Source organism: Ideonella sp. FW305-24, assembly GCF_058788035.1.
The window spans coordinates 1,238,194-1,257,795 of record NZ_JBYTAI010000001.1 but is presented as its reverse complement, the minus strand read 5'-3'; the positions used below and the strand labels follow the sequence as shown (position 1 = coordinate 1,257,795).

At 69.1% G+C, this 19,602-nt stretch carries 18 protein-coding genes; 10 read left to right on the top strand and 8 right to left on the bottom strand.

Annotated elements, in window-relative coordinates; translation table 11 throughout:
- The first annotated feature begins 90 nt into the window (after positions 1 to 90).
- The 8 genes from AC3WR5_RS05620 (at position 91) to AC3WR5_RS05585 (ending at position 9,966) form a co-directional block, all read left to right on the top strand.
- On the top strand, positions 91 to 1,380 hold the full coding sequence (locus tag AC3WR5_RS05620) for an efflux RND transporter periplasmic adaptor subunit (RefSeq protein WP_492482523.1): 1,290 nt from the start codon (positions 91 to 93) through the stop codon (positions 1,378 to 1,380).
- Positions 1,381 to 1,420: 40 nt separating this feature from the next.
- A complete protein-coding gene (locus AC3WR5_RS05615; protein WP_141291598.1) occupies positions 1,421 to 2,140 on the top strand; it encodes an ABC transporter ATP-binding protein in 720 nt (239 codons plus the stop codon).
- 12 nt (positions 2,141 to 2,152) lie between these two features.
- A complete protein-coding gene (locus AC3WR5_RS05610) occupies positions 2,153 to 3,469 on the top strand; it encodes a TolC family outer membrane protein (RefSeq protein ID WP_492482520.1) in 1,317 nt (438 codons plus the stop codon).
- 29 nt (positions 3,470 to 3,498) lie between these two features.
- Positions 3,499 to 4,800 (top strand): ABC transporter permease, encoded by a 1,302-nt coding sequence (locus AC3WR5_RS05605; RefSeq protein ID WP_492482519.1) that lies wholly within the window; start codon positions 3,499 to 3,501, stop codon positions 4,798 to 4,800.
- 11 nt (positions 4,801 to 4,811) lie between these two features.
- Positions 4,812 to 6,044, top strand: a complete 1,233-nt coding sequence (locus AC3WR5_RS05600; RefSeq protein WP_492482517.1) for an ABC transporter permease — start codon at positions 4,812 to 4,814, stop codon at positions 6,042 to 6,044.
- Positions 6,045 to 6,066: 22 nt separating this feature from the next.
- Complete coding sequence (locus AC3WR5_RS05595) at positions 6,067 to 7,425, top strand: sigma-54-dependent transcriptional regulator (protein WP_492482515.1); 1,359 nt, start codon at positions 6,067 to 6,069, stop codon at positions 7,423 to 7,425.
- Entirely contained in the window at positions 7,425 to 8,951 is a 1,527-nt protein-coding gene (locus AC3WR5_RS05590) for a sensor histidine kinase (protein WP_492482513.1), read from the top strand. Before AC3WR5_RS05595 ends, AC3WR5_RS05590 begins: the two co-directional genes overlap by 1 nt.
- A 118-nt stretch (positions 8,952 to 9,069) precedes the next feature.
- The gene (locus AC3WR5_RS05585) at positions 9,070 to 9,966 is read left to right on the top strand and encodes a hypothetical protein (RefSeq protein WP_492482511.1); all 897 of its coding nucleotides are present in this window, start codon (positions 9,070 to 9,072) and stop codon (positions 9,964 to 9,966) included.
- 58 nt (positions 9,967 to 10,024) lie between these two features.
- On the opposite strand, the gene AC3WR5_RS05580 is transcribed toward AC3WR5_RS05585, so the two are convergent.
- The 4 genes from AC3WR5_RS05580 to AC3WR5_RS05565 are packed head-to-tail and all read right to left on the bottom strand — an operon-like array spanning position 10,025 to position 12,463.
- Positions 10,025 to 10,408 (bottom strand): HepT-like ribonuclease domain-containing protein, encoded by a 384-nt coding sequence (locus AC3WR5_RS05580; RefSeq protein WP_492482509.1) that lies wholly within the window; start codon positions 10,406 to 10,408, stop codon positions 10,025 to 10,027.
- Complete coding sequence (locus tag AC3WR5_RS05575) at positions 10,405 to 10,695, bottom strand: nucleotidyltransferase family protein (protein WP_492482507.1); 291 nt, start codon at positions 10,693 to 10,695, stop codon at positions 10,405 to 10,407. Before AC3WR5_RS05575 ends, AC3WR5_RS05580 begins: the two co-directional genes overlap by 4 nt.
- A 56-nt stretch (positions 10,696 to 10,751) precedes the next feature.
- Entirely contained in the window at positions 10,752 to 11,720 is a 969-nt protein-coding gene (locus tag AC3WR5_RS05570; protein ID WP_492482505.1) for a bifunctional riboflavin kinase/FAD synthetase, read from the bottom strand.
- Positions 11,721 to 11,731: 11 nt separating this feature from the next.
- Entirely contained in the window at positions 11,732 to 12,463 is a 732-nt protein-coding gene (locus AC3WR5_RS05565; protein ID WP_492482503.1) for an RNA pseudouridine synthase, read from the bottom strand.
- 23 nt (positions 12,464 to 12,486) lie between these two features.
- On the opposite strand from AC3WR5_RS05565, the gene AC3WR5_RS05560 reads away from it, so the two are divergent.
- On the top strand, positions 12,487 to 13,233 hold the full coding sequence (locus AC3WR5_RS05560; RefSeq protein ID WP_492482501.1) for a flagellin N-methylase: 747 nt from the start codon (positions 12,487 to 12,489) through the stop codon (positions 13,231 to 13,233).
- Between the two features lie 13 nt (positions 13,234 to 13,246).
- On the opposite strand, the gene AC3WR5_RS05555 is transcribed toward AC3WR5_RS05560, so the two are convergent.
- Positions 13,247 to 14,407, bottom strand: coding sequence for a rhodanese-like domain-containing protein (locus AC3WR5_RS05555; RefSeq protein WP_492482499.1), 1,161 nt, complete (start codon positions 14,405 to 14,407; stop codon positions 13,247 to 13,249).
- 327 nt (positions 14,408 to 14,734) lie between these two features.
- On the opposite strand from AC3WR5_RS05555, the gene AC3WR5_RS05550 reads away from it, so the two are divergent.
- Complete coding sequence (locus tag AC3WR5_RS05550) at positions 14,735 to 16,048, top strand: MFS transporter (protein ID WP_492482497.1); 1,314 nt, start codon at positions 14,735 to 14,737, stop codon at positions 16,046 to 16,048.
- Positions 16,049 to 16,066: 18 nt separating this feature from the next.
- Here the strand turns inward: AC3WR5_RS05550 and AC3WR5_RS05545 are convergent, their stop codons facing one another.
- The 3 genes from AC3WR5_RS05545 to ugpQ form a co-directional block, all read right to left on the bottom strand.
- A complete protein-coding gene (locus tag AC3WR5_RS05545; protein ID WP_492482495.1) occupies positions 16,067 to 17,245 on the bottom strand; it encodes a choice-of-anchor tandem repeat GloVer-containing protein in 1,179 nt (392 codons plus the stop codon).
- 8 nt (positions 17,246 to 17,253) lie between these two features.
- Positions 17,254 to 18,450, bottom strand: a complete 1,197-nt coding sequence (locus AC3WR5_RS05540; RefSeq protein ID WP_492482493.1) for a choice-of-anchor tandem repeat GloVer-containing protein — start codon at positions 18,448 to 18,450, stop codon at positions 17,254 to 17,256.
- A gap of 250 nt (positions 18,451 to 18,700) precedes the next feature.
- Positions 18,701 to 19,480 carry a glycerophosphodiester phosphodiesterase gene (ugpQ, locus tag AC3WR5_RS05535; RefSeq protein ID WP_492482491.1) on the bottom strand — a complete coding sequence of 260 codons (780 nt, stop codon included), beginning with the start codon at positions 19,478 to 19,480 and terminating at the stop codon, positions 18,701 to 18,703.
- Between the last annotated feature and the right edge of the window lie 122 nt (positions 19,481 to 19,602).

Sequence of the window (19,602 nt, the reverse complement as noted above, 5' to 3'; positions counted from 1 at the left end):
TTTTACCGAAATCAAGGCGTGGCACGGCGGTTGCAAATGTCAACGCATTGCTTCTGAGTGCCCCTGCGTTTTCTTGAGAAAGCCGACCCGATGATCCGTGACACCGCCGCCCAAGACCGCATGCTCGCCACCGAGTTGCCCACCCGCCGCCGCCCGCTGTGGTGGGCCGCCGCAGGGCTGCTGCTGGTCGGCGCCGGCCTCTGGCTGTTTGGCGGCAAGCTGGCCGGCATGTGGCGCGAAGGCAGCGGCGGCGTGGCGTCCGTCAGCATGAGCCGGCTGACGCTGGCCGACGTGCAGCGCGGCCCGCTGGTGCGGGACCTGGCCGCCGAAGGCAAGGTCGTCGCCGCGCAAAGCCCCACGCTGTACGCGCCGGGCACCGGCACCGTGACGCTGAAGGTGCACGCGGGTGATGCGGTGCAGAAGGGCCAGGTGCTGGCCAGCATCGACAGCCCGGCGCTGGCCAGCCGCGTGGCGCAGGAACAGTCCCAGGCCGACGCATTGCAGGCCGACGCCAAGCGCGCCGAGGTGCAGCTGCGCCAGCAGCGCTCGGTGCTGCAAAGCGCCTGGGAAAACGCCCGCATTGACGCGCAGACGGCCGAGAACGACCTGGTGCGCCAGCAAAAGGCCTTCGAGGCCGGCGCCGCCTCGGGCATGCAGGTCGAACATGCCAAGGACACGCTGGACAAGGCCAGGATCACGCTGTCGCATGCCAGGGAAGGCATGGGCCTGAACGACGACAGCCTGCAGTTCGACCTCAAGGCCAAGCAGCTCGCCTTCGAGCGCCAGCGCCTGATGGTGACCGAGCTGCAGCGCCAGCAGAGCGAGCTGCAGGTGCGCTCGCCGGTGGACGGCCAGGTCGGCCAGCTTTTCGTGGCCGAGCGCGCCACCGTGGCGCAGGACGCGCAGCTGCTGTCGGTGATCGACCTCTCGGCGCTGGAAGTGCAGATGCAGGTCGCCGAGAGTTATGCGCGTGAACTGTCGGTTGGCATGCCGGGCGAGGTCGCCGGCAACGGCAAGACCTGGCGCGCCGAGGTCAGCGCGGTGTCGCCCGAAGTCGTCAACAACGAGGTCGCCGCGCGGCTGCGTTTCGTCGGCGAGCCGCCCAGCGCGCTGCGCCAGAACCAGCGCCTGTCGGTGCGCGTGCTGCTGGACAAGCGCGACAGCGTGCTCACCGTGCGCCGCGGCAATTTCGTCGAACAGCTCGGCGGCCAGTTTGCCTACGTGGTGCGCGACGGCGTGGCCATCAAGCAGCCGGTGCGCCTGGGCGCGCGCGGCATCGACCAGATCGAGATCACGCAGGGCCTGAACGTGGGCGACCGCGTGATCGTCTCCGGCACCGACGCGCTGCAAGGCGCCGAGCGCGTGCCACTTTCTCCCTGATTCCTTTCACCCTTTTCCTTCAATCCCATCAGGAGCCCGCATGCTGAAGATGACTGGTTTGTCCAAGGTCTATCGCACCGACATGGTCGAGACCTATGCCCTGCGTGACTTCAACCTCGAGGTCAAGGCCGGCGAGTTCGTCGCCGTCACCGGTCCGTCCGGCTCGGGCAAGACCACCTTCCTGACGATTGCCGGCCTGCTGGAAGCCTTCAGCGGCGGCCGCTACGAGCTGGACGGCGTGGACGTGAGCAAGATGGGCGACGATGCCCGCTCGCAGATCCGCAACCAGAAGATCGGCTTCATCTTCCAGGCCTTCAACCTGATCCCGGACCTGCGCGTGGCGGACAACGTGGAAGTGCCGCTGCGCTACCGCGGCCTGCCCGCGGCCGAGCGCAAGCAGCGTGTGATGCAGGCACTGGAGCGCGTGGGCCTGGCCTCTCGCGCCCGCCACTACCCGGCCGAACTTTCCGGCGGCCAGCAGCAGCGCGTGGCGATTGCCCGTGCGCTGGCCGGCAGCCCGCGCCTGTTGCTGGCCGACGAGCCCACCGGCAACCTCGACAGCCAGATGGCCCGCGGCGTGATGGAGTTGCTCGAAGAACTGCACCGCGAGGGCGCCACCATCGTGATGGTCACCCACGACCCGCAGCTCGCCGCCCGCGCTCAGCGCCATGTGCACGTGATGGACGGCCAGGTGCTGGACCTGACGCTGGCGCGCGAGGCAGGCCTGGAGCCCGGCCGCGCCGCCGCGGCATTGGCTTGAACGGACACCACAATGCCTCGTTCGTTTCGCCTCGCTGCCGTCTGCCTGGCCGCCTGGGCGCTGACCACCGCAGCGCTGCCAGCCTCGGCCGCCGACCTGCTGGCGATCTACCAGCAGGCGCTGGCGGCCGACCCGACGCTGTCTGCCGCGCAGGCCCACCTCGGCGCGGTGCAGGAGGGCGTGGCCCAGGCCCAGGCGCCGCTGCTGCCGCAGCTGGCCGCCACCGGCAGCCTCACGCATGACGACGCCGCCGGCCAGCCGCGGGGCCGCGTGCAGAGCTGGGGCGCCAGCCTGAACCAGGTGCTGTTCGACGGCAGCCAGTTCGCCACGCTGCAGAAAGCCCAGGCCGAGGCCGGCGCCGAAGCCGCTCGGCTGCAGGCCGCGCAGCAGGCGCTGTGCGTGCGCGTGGCGCAGGCCTATTTCGGCGTGCTGGGCGCGGTGGACGCGCTGGCCAATGCGCGGGCCAACCAGCAGGCTTTCGAGCTGCAGGTCAGCCAGTCCGAGCACCGCGTGCGCCAGGGCCTGATCGCCCAGCTGGACCTGGACCAGGCACGTGCGTATGCGGGGGCCGCCGTCACGCAGACGCTGGCCGCCGAGAGCGCACTGGAAGACGCCCGCGAAGCGCTGCGCCAGCTCACCGGCCAGCCGGTGCCGGCGCTGCAGCCGCTGGTCACGCCGCTGCCGCTGGCGCTGCCCGAGCCGGCCGATGCGCAGGCCTGGGTGCAGGCCGCGCTGGCGCGCAACCCGCTGTTGGCCGCGCAGTCCGGCTCGCTGGAAGCGGCCGAGCAGGCCATCACCAGCGCCCGCCGCCAGCACTGGCCCACGCTGTCGGCCGGCGTGGACCTGGCGCGCACCCGCGAGCCCGGTGCCGACGCCGCGACCGAACACACCTGGGCGTTGACGCTGAAGGTGCCGCTGTTCAGCGGCGGCATCACCCAGTCCCAGGTGCGCCAGGCGGCCTACCAGCGCGACGAGGCGCGCGACGGCCTCGAAGCCCTGCGCCGCCAGCTGGCCCGCGACACGCTGGCTCACTACCGCGGCGTGGTCGCCGGGGCTGCGCAAGTGCGCGCCGCCGAACTGGCGCGTGACGCAGCCGAGCGTGCGCTGGCGGCCACCCGCGTCGGCCAGGAACTGGGCACTCGCACGATGACCGACCTGCTGCTGGCCATCCAGACGCAAACCTCCACCCAGGGCAGCTACTCGCAGCTGCGCCACCAGTTCGTGCTGGAGCACCTGCTGCTCAAGCAGGCCGGTGGGGCATTGAGCGAAGCCGACCTGGGCGCGCTGAACACCTTGCTGGCCCCGCTCGCGGCGGCCAGTGCGCGCTGACTGTTCCTCCCCTTTTCAGGAGACCCACGATGTTTGCCTATTACCTCGCCCTGGCGCTGCGCGGCATGCGCCGCAGCCGGGTGCTGACCGGCCTGATGGTGCTGGCCCTCGGGCTGGGCATTGGCGCCTGCATGACCACGCTGACGGTCTACCGCGTGATGTCCGGCGACCCGATCCCCGGCAAGAGCCACAAGCTGTTCACGCCGCAGCTCGACAGTGACCCAATGAAGGGCTACACGCCCGACGATGAGCTGCCCGAACAGGTGACCCGCTTCGATGCCGAGGCCTTGCTGCGCGAGCACCACGGCGTGCAGCAGGCGGTGATGACCGGGGGTGGCGTGGCCATCGTGCCGGACCAGCCCGACCTGCTGCCGTTTTATGTCGACGCGCGCTACACCTCGGCCGACTTCTTCAGCATGTTCGACGCGCCGTTCGCCGCCGGCCAGGGCTGGACTGCGGCCGACGACGAGGCCCGCGGCCGCGTGGCCGTCATCACCGCCGAGCTGGCCGATAAAGTGTTTGGCAAGCAGCCGGCCGTGGGCCGCGACATCCGCATCGACGAGCAGGTCTACCGCGTGGCCGGGGTGCTGAAGCCGTGGCAGCTCACGCCGCACTTCTACGACCTCAACACCAGCCGTTTCGGCAACAGCGAGCAGGTTTACCTGCCGTTTTCGACTTCGCGCGAACTCAAGCTCGGCCGAAATGGTTCGATGACCTGCCACTCCGAAAAATCCGCCGATCAGGCTTCTCTGGCCTCGATGTGCACCTGGGTGCAGTACTGGGTGCAACTGGACACGGCAGCCCAGGTGAGCGACTACCGCCAGTACCTGCAGGGCTATGCGGAGCGCCAGCATGCCGCAGGGCGTTTCGAGCGCCCGGCCCGCACTGCGCTGCACGACGTGATGGGTTGGTTGACCTTGAAGAAAGTCGTGCCCACCGATGCCGAGTTGGAGGTCCGCGTGGCCTTTGCGTTCCTGTTGCTGTGCCTCGTCAACACCATCGGCCTGCTGCTGGCCAAGTGCCTCCGGCGTGCGCCGGAGATCGGCGTGCGGCGGGCGCTGGGCGCCTCGCGGCGGTCCATCTTCCTGCAGTTCCTGGTCGAGGCCGGTGTCATCGGCCTGCTGGGCGGCGCGCTCGGCTTGCTGCTGTCGATCGGCGGGCTGGCGCTGGTGCGCAACAGCCCCAGCGGCGTGGCCAAGCTGGCCGAGCTGGACATGACGATGCTGGCGCTGAACTTCGGCCTGGGCCTGGCCGCCAGCGTGCTGGCCGGGCTGCTGCCCGCCTGGCGCGCCTGCCAGATCACGCCCGCGCTGCAACTCAAATCCTCTTGAAAGCACACACCATGTCGAACTTCTGGATGGACCTTCGCCCGGTGCTGTCGTCGCTGAGCCGGCACAAGACCGCGGCCTTCCTGATCGTGCTGGAGATCGCGCTGAGCTGCGCGCTGATCTGCAACGCGGTATTCGTGATCGGCCAGCGGCGCGAGCTGATGAACGTGTCGACCGCGGTGGCAGAAAACGAGCTGGTGCGGGTGCAGACCATCGGCCTGCGCAAGGACGAGAACCCGGATGTGCGCACCCGCGAGGACATGGTCCTGCTGCGCAGCATTGCCGGCGTGCGCGATGTGACCATTTCCAGCCAGGTGCCGTTCGGCAACTCGGCCTGGAACACCGGCTACTCGCTGCGCAAGGACCAGGAAAAGCCCACCGCGCACCTGTCGCTCTACATGGTCGGCGAGCGCTTCCTGGAGACCACGGGGCTGCGCCTGATCGAAGGGCGGGACTTCCTGCCCGAGGAATACCAGTCGATGGCCGTGCTGTCCAAGATCGAGGGCGACACGCCGATGCCGTCGGTGCTGATGAACCACGCTGCGGCCGAAAAGTTGTTCCCGGGCGAATCCGCGCTGGGCAAGGAGGTCTGGAACAGCGATGTCGCCAGCCGTGTCGTTGGCATCGTCGACGACATCCTGCCGCCCAACCCTCGCCAGGGCAACAAGCCAGCGGTGCTGCAGCCCATCCGTTTCAACTACGCCAACGGTGGCAGCTACCTGCTGCGCGTGGCGCCCGAGGACCGTGACCGTGTGCTGAAGGAAGCCGGCGTGCTGCTGGACAAGGCCATGCACGAGCGCATCATCTTCAAGCTTGAGCGCATGGACGAGATGCGCAGCAAGTACTTCCGCGAAGACCGCGCGCTGGCCTGGCTGCTGGGCATCGTCAGCGTGGCGATGCTGCTGATCACGGCGCTGGGCATCGTCGGCCTGGCCAGCTTCTGGGTGCAGCAGCGCACGCAGATGATCGGCGTGCGCCGCGCGCTGGGTGCCACGCGGCACCAGATCCTGCGCTACTTCCAGCTGGAAAACCTGCTGCTGTCCAGCGCCGGCATTGCGCTGGGCATGCTGGCCGCCTATGCGATCAACTACGTGCTGATGAAGCAGCACGAGCTGGCGCCGATGCCGCTGTGGTACCTGCCGGTGGGCACGCTGGGGCTGTGGGCGCTGGGCCAGCTGGCGGTGCTCGGGCCGGCCATGCGCGCAGCCGCGGTACCGCCTGTCGTGGCCACTCGTGGGCTAGCATGAGCGCCCGCTGAGACCACCTGCCATGCGCCGCGTCCTGATCATTGACGACCACCCCGCCGTTGGCGAAGCCTTGTCGCTGCTGCTGTCGCTGCACGACATCGCCCCGCGCGTGGCCCACGGCCCGGCCGAAGGCCTGGCCTGGCTGGCGCGCGAGCCGGTGGACCTGGTGATCCAGGACATGAACTTCAGCGCCGACACCACCTCCGGCCAGGAAGGCCAGGCGCTGTTCCGGGCGCTGCGCGAGGCCCAGCCCGACCTGCCGGTGATCCTGCTCACCGCATGGACCCGGCTGGAGAGCGCGGTCGAGCTGGTGAAGGCGGGTGCCGCGGACTACCTCGCCAAGCCCTGGGACGATGCCAAGCTGCTGGCCACGGTGGAGAACCTGCTGGAGCTGGCCGAGTCGCAGCGCGAGCTGGGCGAGGCGCGCCAGGCGCGGGCCCGGCGCCGCGCGGCGCTGGCCGAGAAGGTGGACCTGCGCGGCGCGGTGTTCGCGTCGGACGCGATGGCCCAGGTGCTGGAAATGGCTGGCCAGGTCGCGCGCTCTGCGGTGCCGGTGCTGATCACCGGCCCGAACGGCGCCGGCAAGGAACGCGTGGCCGAGATCATCCATGCCAACTCGGCCGTGCGCGATGGGCCGCTGATCGCGGTCAACTGCGGCGCGCTGCCGGGCGAGCTGATTGAGGCCGAGCTGTTTGGGGCCGACAGCGGCGCCTACACCGGGGCCACCAAGGCCCGCGAAGGCCGCTTCGAACAGGCCGACGGCGGCACGCTGTTCCTCGACGAGATCGGCAACCTGCCGCTGGCTGGCCAGGTCAAGCTGCTGCGGGTGCTGGAGACTGGCCGATTCGAGCGCCTGGGCGGTGGCCGCACGCGGCAGGTGGCGGTGCGCGTGCTGAGCGCCACCAATTCGGACCTCGCGGCGATGGTGCGTGCCGGCAGCTTTCGAGAAGACTTGTACTACCGGCTCAACGTGATCGAGCTGCGGCTGCCGCCGCTGGCCGAGCGGCGAGACGACATCCTGCCGCTGGCCGAATTTTTCCTGCAGCGCCGCGCCCGCCTCAGCGAGCCTGCGCGCGAAGCGCTGCTGGCACATGCCTGGCCGGGCAATGTGCGCGAGCTGAAAAACGCCATCGAGCGTGCGGTGCTGATGGCGGCCGACAGTGGTGCCGCCATCCAGCCGGCGCAGCTTGGCCTGGGGCCTGCGCAGGTCGGTGCCGCGCTCGCCGCCGCGCACCGCAACCTGGACGAACCCAGCCGTGAAGCGGTGGTCGCAGCGCTGGAGCGGGCCGACGGCGTGGTCAGCCGTGCCGCGCAGTCGCTGGGCCTGTCGCGCCAGGCCTTGTACCGGCGCATGGAGCGCTATGGATTGGCGGCGCCGTGATGGCCGAGCAGGACACCGCTTCAACACGGCCCGCGCCGCCGCGGCTGCAACACCGTCTGATTGCCGCCGGCATGGTCTGCGCCGTCGGCGGTGCCTTGATCTACCACGGCCTGACCGACTGGCCTTTGCCGCTGTTGCTGGAAGAAGGCCAGGATTTGCTGGAGCTGGAGGAGGCCGACCGCATCGTTGGCCCTGCGCCGGGCAGCCTGCTGGCACTGGTCGCCAGCGCGGTGCTGCTGCTGCCCTTGATCGCCTGGCTGGCCGCCTGGGCGCTGGCACCGCTGCGCACGCTGAACCGCGCGCTGGACAACCTGGTGCAAAGCTACCGCGACGGCGACTTCAGCCGCGCGCTGGCGGCCGACGACGTGTTCGCCAACTCGCTGCGCGAAGGCGAGGGCAAGCGCGGCCCGTTCCAGGGCTATGGCGAGCTGGCCGAACTGGTCAAGCAGCACCAGGTGCTGGGCCAGGCCCTGCGCGAACAGCGCCAGCACCTGGTGCAGCGCGAGCTGCTTCTGGACACCGTGTTGCAGCACAGTCCGCTGGCGCTGGTGCTGACGAGCGTGCATCCGGTGGCTCATGAAAGGGTGGTGCTGGCCAACCTGGCGGCGCGCCAGCTGCTGGGCGAAGGCCGCAGCCTGCAGGACCAGGACTTCCAGGTGCTGCTGGCCGCTGCACCCGTTGCACTGCAAGAGGCCGTGGCCGCGGGTGAAGACGCCTTGTTCACGCTGGTGCAGGAAGGTGGCGACGAGACCTTCCACCTGTCGCAGCGCCATGTGCAACTGCAGGGCCGGCCGCACCGGCTGCGGCTGTTCCGCCGCATGACGCGCGAACTTTCGCGCCAGGAAGTGGCGACCTGGAAACGCGTGATCCGCGTGCTGAGCCACGAGCTGAACAACTCGCTGGCACCGATCTCGTCGCTGGCCCATTCGGGTGCCGAACTGGCCCGGCGCGGCGAGCTGGCCCGCCTGCCGGCCGTGTTCGCCAGCCTCGGGGAGCGAGCGCGCCACCTGCACGAATTCCTGGAGGGATATGCGCGTTTTGCGCGCCTGCCGGCACCGCGGCCGGCGCCGGTCGTCTGGTCGCTGTGGGCCGAAAGCCTGGCCGCGCACTGCAGCTTCGCGCTGCTCGGCGAGCTGCCCACCGCGCCCGGCGTGTTCGATGCCGGCCAGATGGAACAGGCGCTGATCAACCTGCTGAAAAACGCCCACGAAGCCGGCGGCCCGCCCGAGGCCGTGACGCTGAGCATCCAGGAAGTGCCGCTGCTGCTGCCCGCCGAAGGCGCGGAGCCGGCGGTTGCGCAGCCAGGCTGGCGCATCGACGTGGCAGACCGTGGCCCAGGCATGAGCGACACCGTGCTGTCGCAAGCCTTGCTGCCGTTCTATTCCACCAAGCGCGCCGGCACCGGCCTGGGCCTGGCGCTGGCCCGCGAAATCGCCGAAGCCCACGGCGGCCGCATCACGCTGGCCAACCGCGAAGGTGGTGGCTTGCGGGTCAGCATCCAGTTGCCGGGGGCGAGGGCCGGCTGAGCGTGGCCCTCGCCTTGCCCGAACTGTCTACACGCGCATACCCATTTGGGTAGCTGGTCGGCCTGCAAGCATGCAGATAGCATCGGCGCCTTGACCATTGTCCGATCAGGAGTCTTTGATGAAATTCTCCCGTGCGCTTGCCCCATTGTTGGCATCGGTGTTCTTGTCAAGCTGGTTGCCGGGCGTCGCCTCTGCGGCATCCGCGCCTCAGGGCTACTCGGGCATCTTCGGCGGCGGCCCGCTGTACATCACCTCCAAGGGCGCCTCCCAGAACATCACCGAGCTGGCGAACTCCGGCTTCACCGAGATCATCGTCTGGAGTGTGGAGGTCAAACCCAATGGCGACCTCAACCTGAACGGCGAGTTCCCGTTGACCTCCGAGGGGGTCTACATCGGCGACCAGACCTACCCTGACTTTGCATCCGACATGGCCCGGCTCAAGCAGGGCAAGGTCAAGCGCGTGACCTTCAGCATCGGCTCGTCCAACTTCGGGGACTGGCAGGACATCGCCGCGCTCGTGCAGAGCCAGGGCACCGGCCCCGACAGCATCCTCTATAAGACCTTCGCAGCACTCAAGGCCGCGATCCCGGCGATCGACGCCATCGATTTCGACGACGAGAACAGCTTCGATCTGGCCAGCACGGTGAAGTTCGGCGTCATGCTGGGCAAGCTGGGCTTCCATGTGGTGCCCGACCCTTACTTCAACGCCTCGTACTGGACGCAGGTCGCCGCGAAGATCAACAAGCAACTGCCCGGCACCGTGGACGGCGTGCACCTGCAAGCGTATGCAGGCGGCACCGGCAACAGCCCCTGCGAGGGCTGGGACTTCGGCGACGTGCCCGTCTTCCCGTTCCTGTGGGACGCCGACGACAGCCCGCGGCAAGTGGGCCGCCAGATGCAAAGCTGGCACACCGAGTGCGGCATCGTCGGCGGCGGCCTCTGGCTGTATGACGACCTCGTCGGTACCGGGAAAACCGCGAAGTACGCCAGGGCCATCAACGCCAGCGTGAAGTAGCGGCGTTACCTGCTGGCCCCATCGAGGGTCAGGCGCGCATCTGTGCGTGCTTGACCCATCAATTTGGCGGCCGGTGTTGGTGAGGTGGCAAACCGGCATGCACCGCTGTGACTTGCGCATGCAGGCGAGGCAGGTCGCTGTGAATCGTCTTCCAGACGATTTCAAAATCCACCTTGAAGTAGCCGTGTGCCACGGCGTTGCGCATCTGGTACGCAAATGCCAGGGGCAGTTCAGGGTGTTCCGCCGCGAACTTGGGGTAGTGCTTCTCGATGTTGTTGCTGGCCTCGCCGATGATCTCGAAGTTTCGAATCACGGCGTCTTGTACCAATTGGCTGGCCAGGAATTGCAGTTCGGCCATGTCTTCGGTGTAGCGGTCAATCCGCTCGATGGCTTCGAGGATGTGCGCGAGGTAGTCGGCAAGCCGTTGCTGTTCGTGGCTCATACCGGGCGGGCCTCGGCGAGCACTAACGCCCTGAACTTGTCCGGCAAAGCGTTGGGTGTCAGCACATCCACCGGCACACCGAGCAGCTTGCGCAGTTCGTGACGGATCGCGCCGATGTCGAACAGCGTGGTCTCCGGCGTCGGGTCGATCAAGATGTCCAAGTCGCTGGTATCCGTGTCCCGGCCGTGCAGCACCGAGCCGAACACCCGGGCGTTGCAGGCCCGGTGAGACTCGACCACCAGTCGGATTGCAGCCCGGTTCGAGAGCAGTGCTTCAGAAGGTTTCATGCGCCTGTCCCATAGTGAAATCCGGTTGGATGCGGCCGTGCTGGAGATGCATGGCGTCAGCGATGCGCCAACCACCAGGCCTTGGCGTCGACCACGTCCTGCTCAATGCCCGCCCGTAGCGCGTCCAGCGACTCGTACTTGCGTTCGTCGTGCAGCTTGTGCATCAGGTCGACCTGCAGGATGCGGGCGTAGCCGCCTTCGATGGCGACGTCGGCGGGCCAGTCCAGGCAGTGGACCTCAAGCAGCACGCGGCCGGCGTCTTCAATGGTGGGGCGCACGCCCAGGCTGGCCACGCCGGGCAGCGGCTGGGCGCCCAGGCCGTGCACGCGCACGACGAAGATGCCTTGGGCTGCGGGGCGGTGCGACGGGAAGCGCAGGTTCAGGGTGCGAAAGCCCAGGTCGCGGCCGAGCTTGCGGCCGTGCACCACATGGCCGCTGATGCTGTAGGGCCGGCCCAGCAGCGCGGCGGCGCGCTCCATCGCGCCTTCGGACAAGGCTTCGCGCACGGCCGAGCTGGACACCCGCATGCCGTGCACTTCGTAGCTGAGCATGCGGGCCACGTCGAAGCCCAGCGCGTTACCGGCGTTGTCCAGCATCGCGTAGTCGCCGGCGCGCTTGGCGCCGAAGCGGAAATCGTCGCCCACCAGCACGTAGCGGGCGTTCAGCTGCTGGACCAGCACCTGCTCGATGAAGTCCTGAGGCGTCTGGCTGGCAAGGCGGCGGTCGAAGCGCATCAGCACCACGTCGTCCACGCCGCAGCGCTCCAGTTCCTGCAGCTTGTCGCGCAGCGTGGCAATGCGCAGCGGGGCCAGTTCGGGCTTGCCGGCCTGTTGGGCAAACCAGTCGCGCGGGTGGGGTTCGAAGGTCATCACGCAGCTGCGCAAGCCCCGGTGCTTCGCTTCGTTGTTGAGCAGCGCCAGCATGGCCTGGTGGCCCCGGTGCACGCCGTCGAAGTTGCCGATGGTCAGCGCGCAGCCTTGCGGGCCCTGGGCAGACGGAGGAATGTGGCCGCGGAAGACTCTCATGAGGAAAACGATTATCCGGCCTGTGCCGGCAGGTCCTGGTGCGGCCGGCCCAGTTCGGTCAGCGACCAGCCGTCGATCCAGCACCATTGGCCGGCCGCCAGGGTCCCGGGGATGTGCAGCGGGCCAAACGAACTGCGGTGCAGCGTCTCGACCCGGTTGCCCACCGCAGCCAGCATGCGCTTGACCTGGTGGTACTTGCCTTCGGTCAACGTGAGCCGCAGGTGGGTTTCGCTGACGGCCTCGCAGGCGGCGGCGCGCACGGGGGCAGGGTCGTCATCCAGCACCACGCCAGCCAGCAGGCGTTCGACCTGGCTGGCATCGACGGGATGCTTGCACCCCACCTCGTAGACCTTGGGCACATGGTGCTTGGGCGAGGTCAGGCGGTGGATCAGCGTGCCGTCGTCGGTCAGCAGCAGCAGGCCGGTGGTGTCTTCGTCCAGCCGGCCAATGGGCTGGACCTCGCGCTGGCGCAGCGGCGCCGGCAGCAGCGTCATGACGCTGGGGTGGTGCTTGGGCTTGCGCGAGCATTCGTAGCCCGCAGGCTTGTGCAGCAGCACCAGGGCCTTGGCGTGGTAAGGCCAGCGCTTGCCTTCGACCGTCAGCACCAGGCCTTCGGTCGGCAGGTCTTCGTTCGGGTCGTCCAGCTCGCGCCCATCCAGGTGTACCAACCCCGCATCGACCATGCCGGCGCAGACGCGCCGGGTGCCGAAGCCTTGGGAAAACAGGATCTGGCTGAGTTTCATGGGGGCCGATTGTCCGTCAGCGCGTGCGCGCCGCGATCTCCGTGCTCAACCAGGCGTTGCTGCACCCGGCCGCGCCCGGCACTGCGCTCAGTCACTGGCGCCTGGCCACGCAAGGGCTGGACTACGCCTCGCGCGGCGCCTGCCCTGCGCTGCAGGCGGACGGCCTGTGCCGCGTGCACGTCGAGCGCCAGCCCGGCGCATGCTGCGCGGTGCCGCTGGAGCCGCTGTGGCCGGACCGGCTGCAGCAGGTGGTGGTGCTGCAGCGGCGCGAAGAAGCCGGTTTCCTCGGCGCCGACTGCCTGACGCTGGCCGATGAAGGCCTGCGCGAGGACTTGCTGTGCGACGGCCAGTCCTTGCCCCGCGACGCCGACCGCCGCGCGCTCGCCGACCAGCGCGCCGACTTGCTGGCTGACCGGCTGCATTGGGGCGACGCGGTGTTCGCCGACCTGGGGCCGGCACTGGGCCGGCAAGGTGCACCCACGGCCGGCTACCTCACCTTGCCGATGGTGCCTGTGCTGATGGCGCTGGCTGTTGTTTCGCCGCGCTGCCGCGCGCGTTGCCAGCGCTATGCGCGGCGCCAGCGGGTGCTGATCGAAACGCAGGTGACGCTGGCACTGGCGTGCCGCTGCAGCGAGGACCGCGCGACCACCGAGGAACTGCGCCGCTTCGTGCGAGCCTACGAGGCCTTCGGCGCCTGGGCCAGCCAGTCTCGGGACACGGCAGGTGTGAACGCTGCCGCCACCGAGGCCTATCTCGGGCTGGCGGTCTGAAGCGGACCGCTGCTCACTGCCGGGCGACCGTCATGCCGCTGGCTTCCCATTCGGGCAGGCCGCCGCGGAACCAGTACACCGTTTTCATGCCCTTGCTGATCGCCGCGCGGCTGGCCTTGTACGACTTCCAGCATTCCGGGCCGTTGCAGGCGAAGATGGTGGGCTTGCTCAGGTCCAGCTTGGCCAGGCCGGAGAAGTCGTCCTGCTTGGCGTCGAAGGCAATGTCCTTCAGGCTTTTCTCGACATAGGGAATCAGCACCGCGCCGGGGATGTGCTTGGCGCCGTATTCCTTGTCGTTGCGGGCGTCCACCAGCACGGCGCCCTGGGCCACCAATTCCTGTACCTCATTGGCGTGCACCAGCGTTGCGCCGGGCAGCGACAGCGGCGTGAACACGCCCAGCTCGGCCACCGATTTGTATTCCCTCAGGTCGTCATGCACGGTGACCGGCTTCAGCCCCATGGCCGGCGCGCTGTTCGCAAACCAGGCCGTCATCTTGGTGCGCATCTCCGGCGGCAGCTCCTTCTTCACCACCACCGACAGGCCGCCGGGCACCGGCGTCGAGGTGGCCAGCACCTTGGCCATGCCGGGGTTGCCATTGGCCCATTCGTCCCAGTCGCTCTGGCGCACCACCGTCAGGTCGGACGCGCCGATGGCCAGCGCCGTCAGCCCTGCCTGCGGATAGCGCTCGTAGCGCACGTCGGACAGGTCCTTCAGCGACAGGCCGTTGGCATTCAGCATGCCGCGCGCCATGTAGGTGTAGATCGAATCCTGCTGCGGCAGGTAGATGCGGGCGCCGCGCGCGTTCTTGGCAGAGGCCAGGCTGTTGCGGCCGACCAGCAGGTACTGCTCGGCCCGGTCGGTCGAGCCAACCAGCTCGTAGCCATGCTGCAGCGCCGACGCCGCAACCTGCGGCGGCGCGACGAAGACGTCGTAGCCGGCGCTGCGCGTGGCGCGCATCACGTCGGCCAGGTCTTCGCTGGCGCTGACCGTCACGGGGCTGCCGACCAGCTTGCCCAGGCTGGTTGCCATGCCGGTGCGCGACAGCATCATGCCGTCCTTCTTCGACGTGGGCTCCAGGGCAATGATGGCGGTGAGAGCAGGGGATTCAGCGGCCCTGACGGCGCCCGACAGGGCCAGCACGCAGACCGCAACCAACGACAGGATCTTGTTCATTCTTGAGTCACTTCCAGTGTCATGAGGGACGGCCCGGACCGGACTTCGCGGCGTTCCGTTCAGGCCGTGGCGATGAAACTCATATTCATAGGCGGAAGGATGTTAAGCGTAAGTTCCGTGTCATATTTCACGGAACCTAGGGGGCCGTGTCGGGATGAGGTGTTGGCGCCACGCCGGGCCCTTCAGGCCCGCAGGCGCCGGGTGCACGAGCCGCGCGGCCGGCCTGCTAGCATCGCCGACCGCCCTTGCGCCAGGCCGTGACCCGGCTGCGTGGGGTCAGAGGCCGGCTGCGACAGCCCGCCGACAAAAAGACAGGTGAGGCGGCCCATGAGGTCCTGGTGGAACAACTTTCGCGAGCGCCTGCGACTCGCGCCCGACGACTTGCTGCGAGACCGGATCTACCGCCGGCTCTGGTCCTCGATCCTGATCAGCTCGCTGGGCGGCCAGGTCACGATGCTGGCCCTGCCGCTGACGGCGGCGGTGCTGCTGCACGCCACGCCGACCCAGATGGGCACGCTGACGACGATGGAGCTGTTGCCCTTCATCCTGTTTTCGCTGCCCTCGGGCGTGTGGCTGGACCGGGTGCGCAAGCTGCCGGTCTACATCGCGGGTGAACTGACGCTGGCGGCCGCCGTGGCCACCGTGCCCATCGCCTGGTGGCTGGGCTGGCTGGGCATGCCCTGGATGTACATGGTGGGGTTTTTCATCGGCCTGGTGCACACGACGGCGGGCTCGGCCTCGCAGATCGTGCTGACCCAGGTCGTGCCGCGCGAGCGCCTGGTCGAAGCGCACGCCAAGAACGCGCTGGCCAGCTCAGGCGCCGAAGTCGCGGGACCGGGCGTGGCGGGGGCCTTGATCCGCGTGCTGGGCGCGCCGGTGGCCTTGCTGGTGGACGCCGTGCTGCTGGTCGGCTCGTCGTGGATCCTGCGGGGCCTGAAGGTCGAGGAGCAGCGCGGCAGCACGCCGCCTGGCCGCTTCTGGGCCGACCTGCGCGCCGGCCTGCAGTTCGTCTGGCGCCAGCGTTTGCTGATCACGCTGGCCAGCTGCGTGGGCCTGTGGCAGATGTGCCATCAGGCGGCGACGGTGGTGCAGATCCTGTTCGCCACCCGCACGCTGGGCATGAGCGAGCATGCGGTGGGCCTGAGCTACGTGGGCCTGGGCGTGGGCACGGTCACCGCCAGCCTGCTGGGCGGGCGCATCAGCCAGAAGCTGGGGCCTGGGCCCTGCCTGGTGACCGGTTTTGCCGGCACCGCGGCCGGCTGGCTGCTGCTGGCGGTGGCACCGGTCGGGCCCTGGGGCGTGGCGTGTTTCGCGCTGATGCTGAGCTGCTTTGGCGTCGGCGCGATCCTGATCTTCATCAACTTCATCTCGCTGCGCCAGGCCGTGACGCCCGAGCCGCTGCTGGGCCGCATGACCAGCACCATGCGCTGGCTGATCCTGCTGCCCGCAGCACCGGGCGCAATGATCGGCGGCTGGCTGGGCGAGCACATGGGTTTGCGCTGGTCGCTGGGCTTTGCCGGCATCGGCTGCTCGCTGCTGGCGCTGGTCGCCTGGCAGCTGCCCATCATCCGCGGCGTGCGGGAGCTGCCGCGGGCGGTGCACGTGTCAGGCACCGAGGCGGTGGAGGAGGGCACCGTCTGAAGGCGGCGCCCTCGCTCGTCACGGCACGATGCGGAACACCGTGCCGGAGGTGCCGGCCGGGCCGTGCCAGGTGGTGCCGTAGAGGCTGCCATCGGGCGCGGGGGTAAGCCGGTCGTAAGGGGCGTAGCCGGCCGGGCTGGTGGTGTCGAAGCTGTGCAGCTGGGTGAAGCTGCCGTCCAGCGCCACGCGGTAGACCGTGCCCACGTCGGCGCTGCCACCTGTGCCGCCGTGCAGCGTGACGCCGTACAGCGCGCCGTCTGCCCCTTGCGCCAGCCCACCGTTGGGCCAGGCGCCGTCGCTCGCCGCGCCCGAGAAGGCATGCAGCAGCGTGAACTGGCCGGCCGGCGTGTAGCGGTAGACGGTGCCGCCGCCCAGCGGCCCGCCCTGCGTGGTCACGCCGTAGAAGTTGCCGTCGGCCGCCAGCAGCAGTTCGCCGGTCGGGAACGCACCGTGCGTGGCGCGCTGGAAGCCCAGCAGGCGCTGGTAGCCGCTGCCGTCCTGCCGGATGCGAAACAGCGTGCCTTCGTTGCCGGCGGTGTCCGAGCTGATGCCGCTGTTGGCGGTGCCGTAGAGCAGGCCGTCGGCGCCCAGCGTGAGGCCGGCGGTGGGGAAGACAGCGTCGCGCGGGCTGCGGAAGGTGATGACCTTGACCAGGCCGGCGCCGGCGCCGTAGCGGAACAGCGTGCCGCGGCCGCCCCGGCCGCCGCCCTGGTTGGTGATGCCGTAGAAGCTGCCGTCGGCGGTCTGCAGCAGCGGGCTGGGAAAGACGCCGGTGGCATCGGCGCTGAAGACGGCGTTGAGCTGGAAGCCGCTGCCGTCGGTGCCGATGCTGTAGAGCGCGCCGCTGCTGTTTTCGCCGCCGCCGCCGCTGGCGCTGCCCCAGATCCGGCCATCACTGGCCAGCATGGGGCCCGGGCCGGGCTCGGAGGCGTCGGTCGCGCTGACGTAGCCGAACTCGTGCAGCAGGCTGAAAGCCCCATCCGGTGCCAACCGGTAGAGGATGCCGGCGCGGTTGGCGCCGCCGCTGAAGCAGGTGCCGTAGAGGCTGCCGTCAGCGGTGCGCAGCAGCGAGCCTTGCGGCAGGTTGCACTGGCCTGCGTCGAAGCTGTGGGCCACGCTGAGCGTGGCGGCCGGCGCTGCGGCCGAGCACAGCACGGCGAGCATGGCCGCGCCGAATTTGAAGCAAGCGTGAGACATGGGGTCTCTCAAGGGACGATGCGGAAGATCGCGCCACCGGCGTATTCGTCGCTGGCTGAGTGGTTGGTGACGCCGTACAAGGCGCCATCAGCCCCCAGCGTCAACCCGCCGGTGGGCTCGAAGCCCACCGCATCGGTGGCGTTGAAACTGCGCACCAGGCTGAAGCTGCCGTCCAGCGCCATGCGGTAGACGGTGCCGCCGTTGCTGGTGCGGTTGGTGCCGCCGAAGCGGCTGGTGCCGTAGAGCGCGCCGTCGGCGCCCTGTGTCAGCGAGCTGTTGGCTTGTTCGGCATCGCCGGTGCCGCCGGTGAAGGTGTGCATCACCGTCAGCCCGTCGCTGCTGCGCCAGCGGTAGATCACGCCTTTGCCGGCCGCGCCGTCGGTGGTGTTGACGCCATAGACCGTGCCGTCGGCCAGCACCGTGACGCCATAGCGCGGCTGTGCGCCCGAGGTGGTGCGCTTGAACAGGGCCAGCTGCTCGAAGCCGCTGCCGTCGCGGTTCATGCGGAAAAGCTCGCCGTTGCCGCCGCGGTGCGGGTCGGCAGCCGCACCATACAGCATGCCGTCCGGGCCCAGGGTCAGGCCGTTGGTGGGGCTGATCGGGCCCAGCGCGGTGGTGTAGCGCGCCAGCGTGGTCTGCGTGCCGCTGCTGGTGCTGAAGCTGTACGCGGTGCCGTGGCTCTTGCCTCCGCCGCCTTCGTAGTTGTTGCCATAGAGCACGCCAGCGCTGTCGATCGCCAGGTTACCCTCCGGGCCGCTGCCTGTGGTCGGCGTGTCGAAGCTGAAAGCCAGCGCGAAAGTGCCGCCGGTGGTGAGTGAGTAGACCGTCCCGACGCCCAGTTCGCCGCCTTCGTGGGTGGCGCCCCACAGCTTGCCATCCGGCGCCATCACCAGGGTGCTGATGGGCAGCTTGCCGTCCTCCGACTGAAACGAATTGTCGAACTCGTGCAGGAGGATGAACTGGCCATCCGGGTTGAGCCGGTAGGCGATGCCGGAGCCATTCACGCCGCCGCCGTAGCAGGTGCCATACAGCGTGCCGTCTGGTTGCCGCAGCGGGTTGCCCAAGGGCTGGTTGCAGGTGCCTGGCACGAATGCGTGCAGGACCTCGATGGTGGCCGCCTGGGCCAGCGGCGCGGTGAGCACAGCGCACAGCGCGGCCACGGCTGTCAGGGGAGATGCGAGGCGGAGCGTTGGAGTCTTGGACATGTTGCCTTCCTGGGGCTTGGGTGCGGACGCCGAGGGCGTCTCAAGGAAGGCCGCGCAGGCAAGGCGGTTGCAGGGCGGCCGAAGGGGGCTGCTGCCGGCCTGAACAAGCGCGTGGCATTGGCGGTGAGTCAATGCGCAGGCTTGTGTTTGTCTCCTGGCGCATTTGGTTATGAGCTTGATGCTCGCAAGCTTGCGCCGCGCCCGCAAGCGCCCTGCGGCCTTCAGTCAGGGGATTGCGCGTCGGGATTCGTCAATCGGATTGACGATCTTTCGGGCCCAAACGGTCGACCGCATCCGTCACCAGGCTGTCCAGCCCCACAGCAAAAAGCTCGGACGCACGCGCCGCGTCGTTCACCGTGTAGACCATTGCCGCCCAGCCGGCTTCGTGCAGCTGCGCGACCAGGGCTGGCGTCATCAGCTTGTGGTTGATGATGACGGCGCAGCAGCCCAGCGCGCGGGCGGTGTCGGCCCAGCCGGCCCAGAGTTCATCCAGCAGCAGGCCACGCGGCAGGTGTGGAGCGGTTTGCATCGCACCTTCCAGCGCGGGCACCTCGAACGAGCTGAGCAGAAGCTGGCCCGGGTGCGCGGCCCACAGCTTGGTGGCCTCGGCGGCCACGGCGCGGCCGGTGGCCAGCTCGGTACCGGGGCTGGGCTTGATCTCCAGGTCCAGCCATGCGCCATGCGCCTGCAGCAGCGTGGCGACCTGGGCCAGCGTGGGCAGCGGCTCACCGGCGAAGGGCGCGCTGTGCCAGCTGCCGGCGTCCAGCGCCTGCAGTTGTGCCCAGGGCAGTTCGCCGGCCACGCCGCGGCCGTTGCTGGTGCGTTCCAGCGTGTCGTCGTGCAGCAGGAAGGCGGTTCCGTCAGAGGAAAGCTTGACGTCGCATTCGAAGGCCCGCCAGCCGTGCGCCAGGCCGTCGCGGAAGGCGGCCAGTGTGTTCTCGGGCGCCAGCTTGCCGGCACCGCGGTGGGCAATCCAGCGGGGGAAGGCGGGAAAACGGGGCAGGGCGGCTGGGTCTGCAGGGTGTGGCATGGGGCGCCAGCATGCCATGGCCAGGCAAGCAGCCATGCGCAAACGACGAAGGCTGGGGCGGTTTGCCGCGCCCGTGTCGCCCCTGCGGCTTCTGTTGGACTGCAATAATCCGGTTCCACGTG

Coding starts and splice junctions, on each gene's coding strand:
- AC3WR5_RS05620 (WP_492482523.1), top strand. CDS start 91: ATGATCCGTGACACCGCCGCCCAAGACCGCATGCTCGCCACCGAGTTG.
- AC3WR5_RS05615 (WP_141291598.1), top strand. CDS start 1,421: ATGCTGAAGATGACTGGTTTGTCCAAGGTCTATCGCACCGACATGGTC.
- AC3WR5_RS05610 (WP_492482520.1), top strand. CDS start 2,153: ATGCCTCGTTCGTTTCGCCTCGCTGCCGTCTGCCTGGCCGCCTGGGCG.
- AC3WR5_RS05605 (WP_492482519.1), top strand. CDS start 3,499: ATGTTTGCCTATTACCTCGCCCTGGCGCTGCGCGGCATGCGCCGCAGC.
- AC3WR5_RS05600 (WP_492482517.1), top strand. CDS start 4,812: ATGTCGAACTTCTGGATGGACCTTCGCCCGGTGCTGTCGTCGCTGAGC.
- AC3WR5_RS05595 (WP_492482515.1), top strand. CDS start 6,067: ATGCGCCGCGTCCTGATCATTGACGACCACCCCGCCGTTGGCGAAGCC.
- AC3WR5_RS05590 (WP_492482513.1), top strand. CDS start 7,425: ATGGCCGAGCAGGACACCGCTTCAACACGGCCCGCGCCGCCGCGGCTG.
- AC3WR5_RS05585 (WP_492482511.1), top strand. CDS start 9,070: ATGAAATTCTCCCGTGCGCTTGCCCCATTGTTGGCATCGGTGTTCTTG.
- AC3WR5_RS05580 (WP_492482509.1), bottom strand. CDS start 10,408: ATGAGCCACGAACAGCAACGGCTTGCCGACTACCTCGCGCACATCCTC.
- AC3WR5_RS05575 (WP_492482507.1), bottom strand. CDS start 10,695: ATGAAACCTTCTGAAGCACTGCTCTCGAACCGGGCTGCAATCCGACTG.
- AC3WR5_RS05570 (WP_492482505.1), bottom strand. CDS start 11,720: ATGAGAGTCTTCCGCGGCCACATTCCTCCGTCTGCCCAGGGCCCGCAA.
- AC3WR5_RS05565 (WP_492482503.1), bottom strand. CDS start 12,463: ATGAAACTCAGCCAGATCCTGTTTTCCCAAGGCTTCGGCACCCGGCGC.
- AC3WR5_RS05555 (WP_492482499.1), bottom strand. CDS start 14,407: ATGAACAAGATCCTGTCGTTGGTTGCGGTCTGCGTGCTGGCCCTGTCG.
- AC3WR5_RS05550 (WP_492482497.1), top strand. CDS start 14,735: ATGAGGTCCTGGTGGAACAACTTTCGCGAGCGCCTGCGACTCGCGCCC.
- AC3WR5_RS05545 (WP_492482495.1), bottom strand. CDS start 17,245: ATGTCTCACGCTTGCTTCAAATTCGGCGCGGCCATGCTCGCCGTGCTG.
- AC3WR5_RS05540 (WP_492482493.1), bottom strand. CDS start 18,450: ATGTCCAAGACTCCAACGCTCCGCCTCGCATCTCCCCTGACAGCCGTG.
- ugpQ (WP_492482491.1), bottom strand. CDS start 19,480: ATGCCACACCCTGCAGACCCAGCCGCCCTGCCCCGTTTTCCCGCCTTC.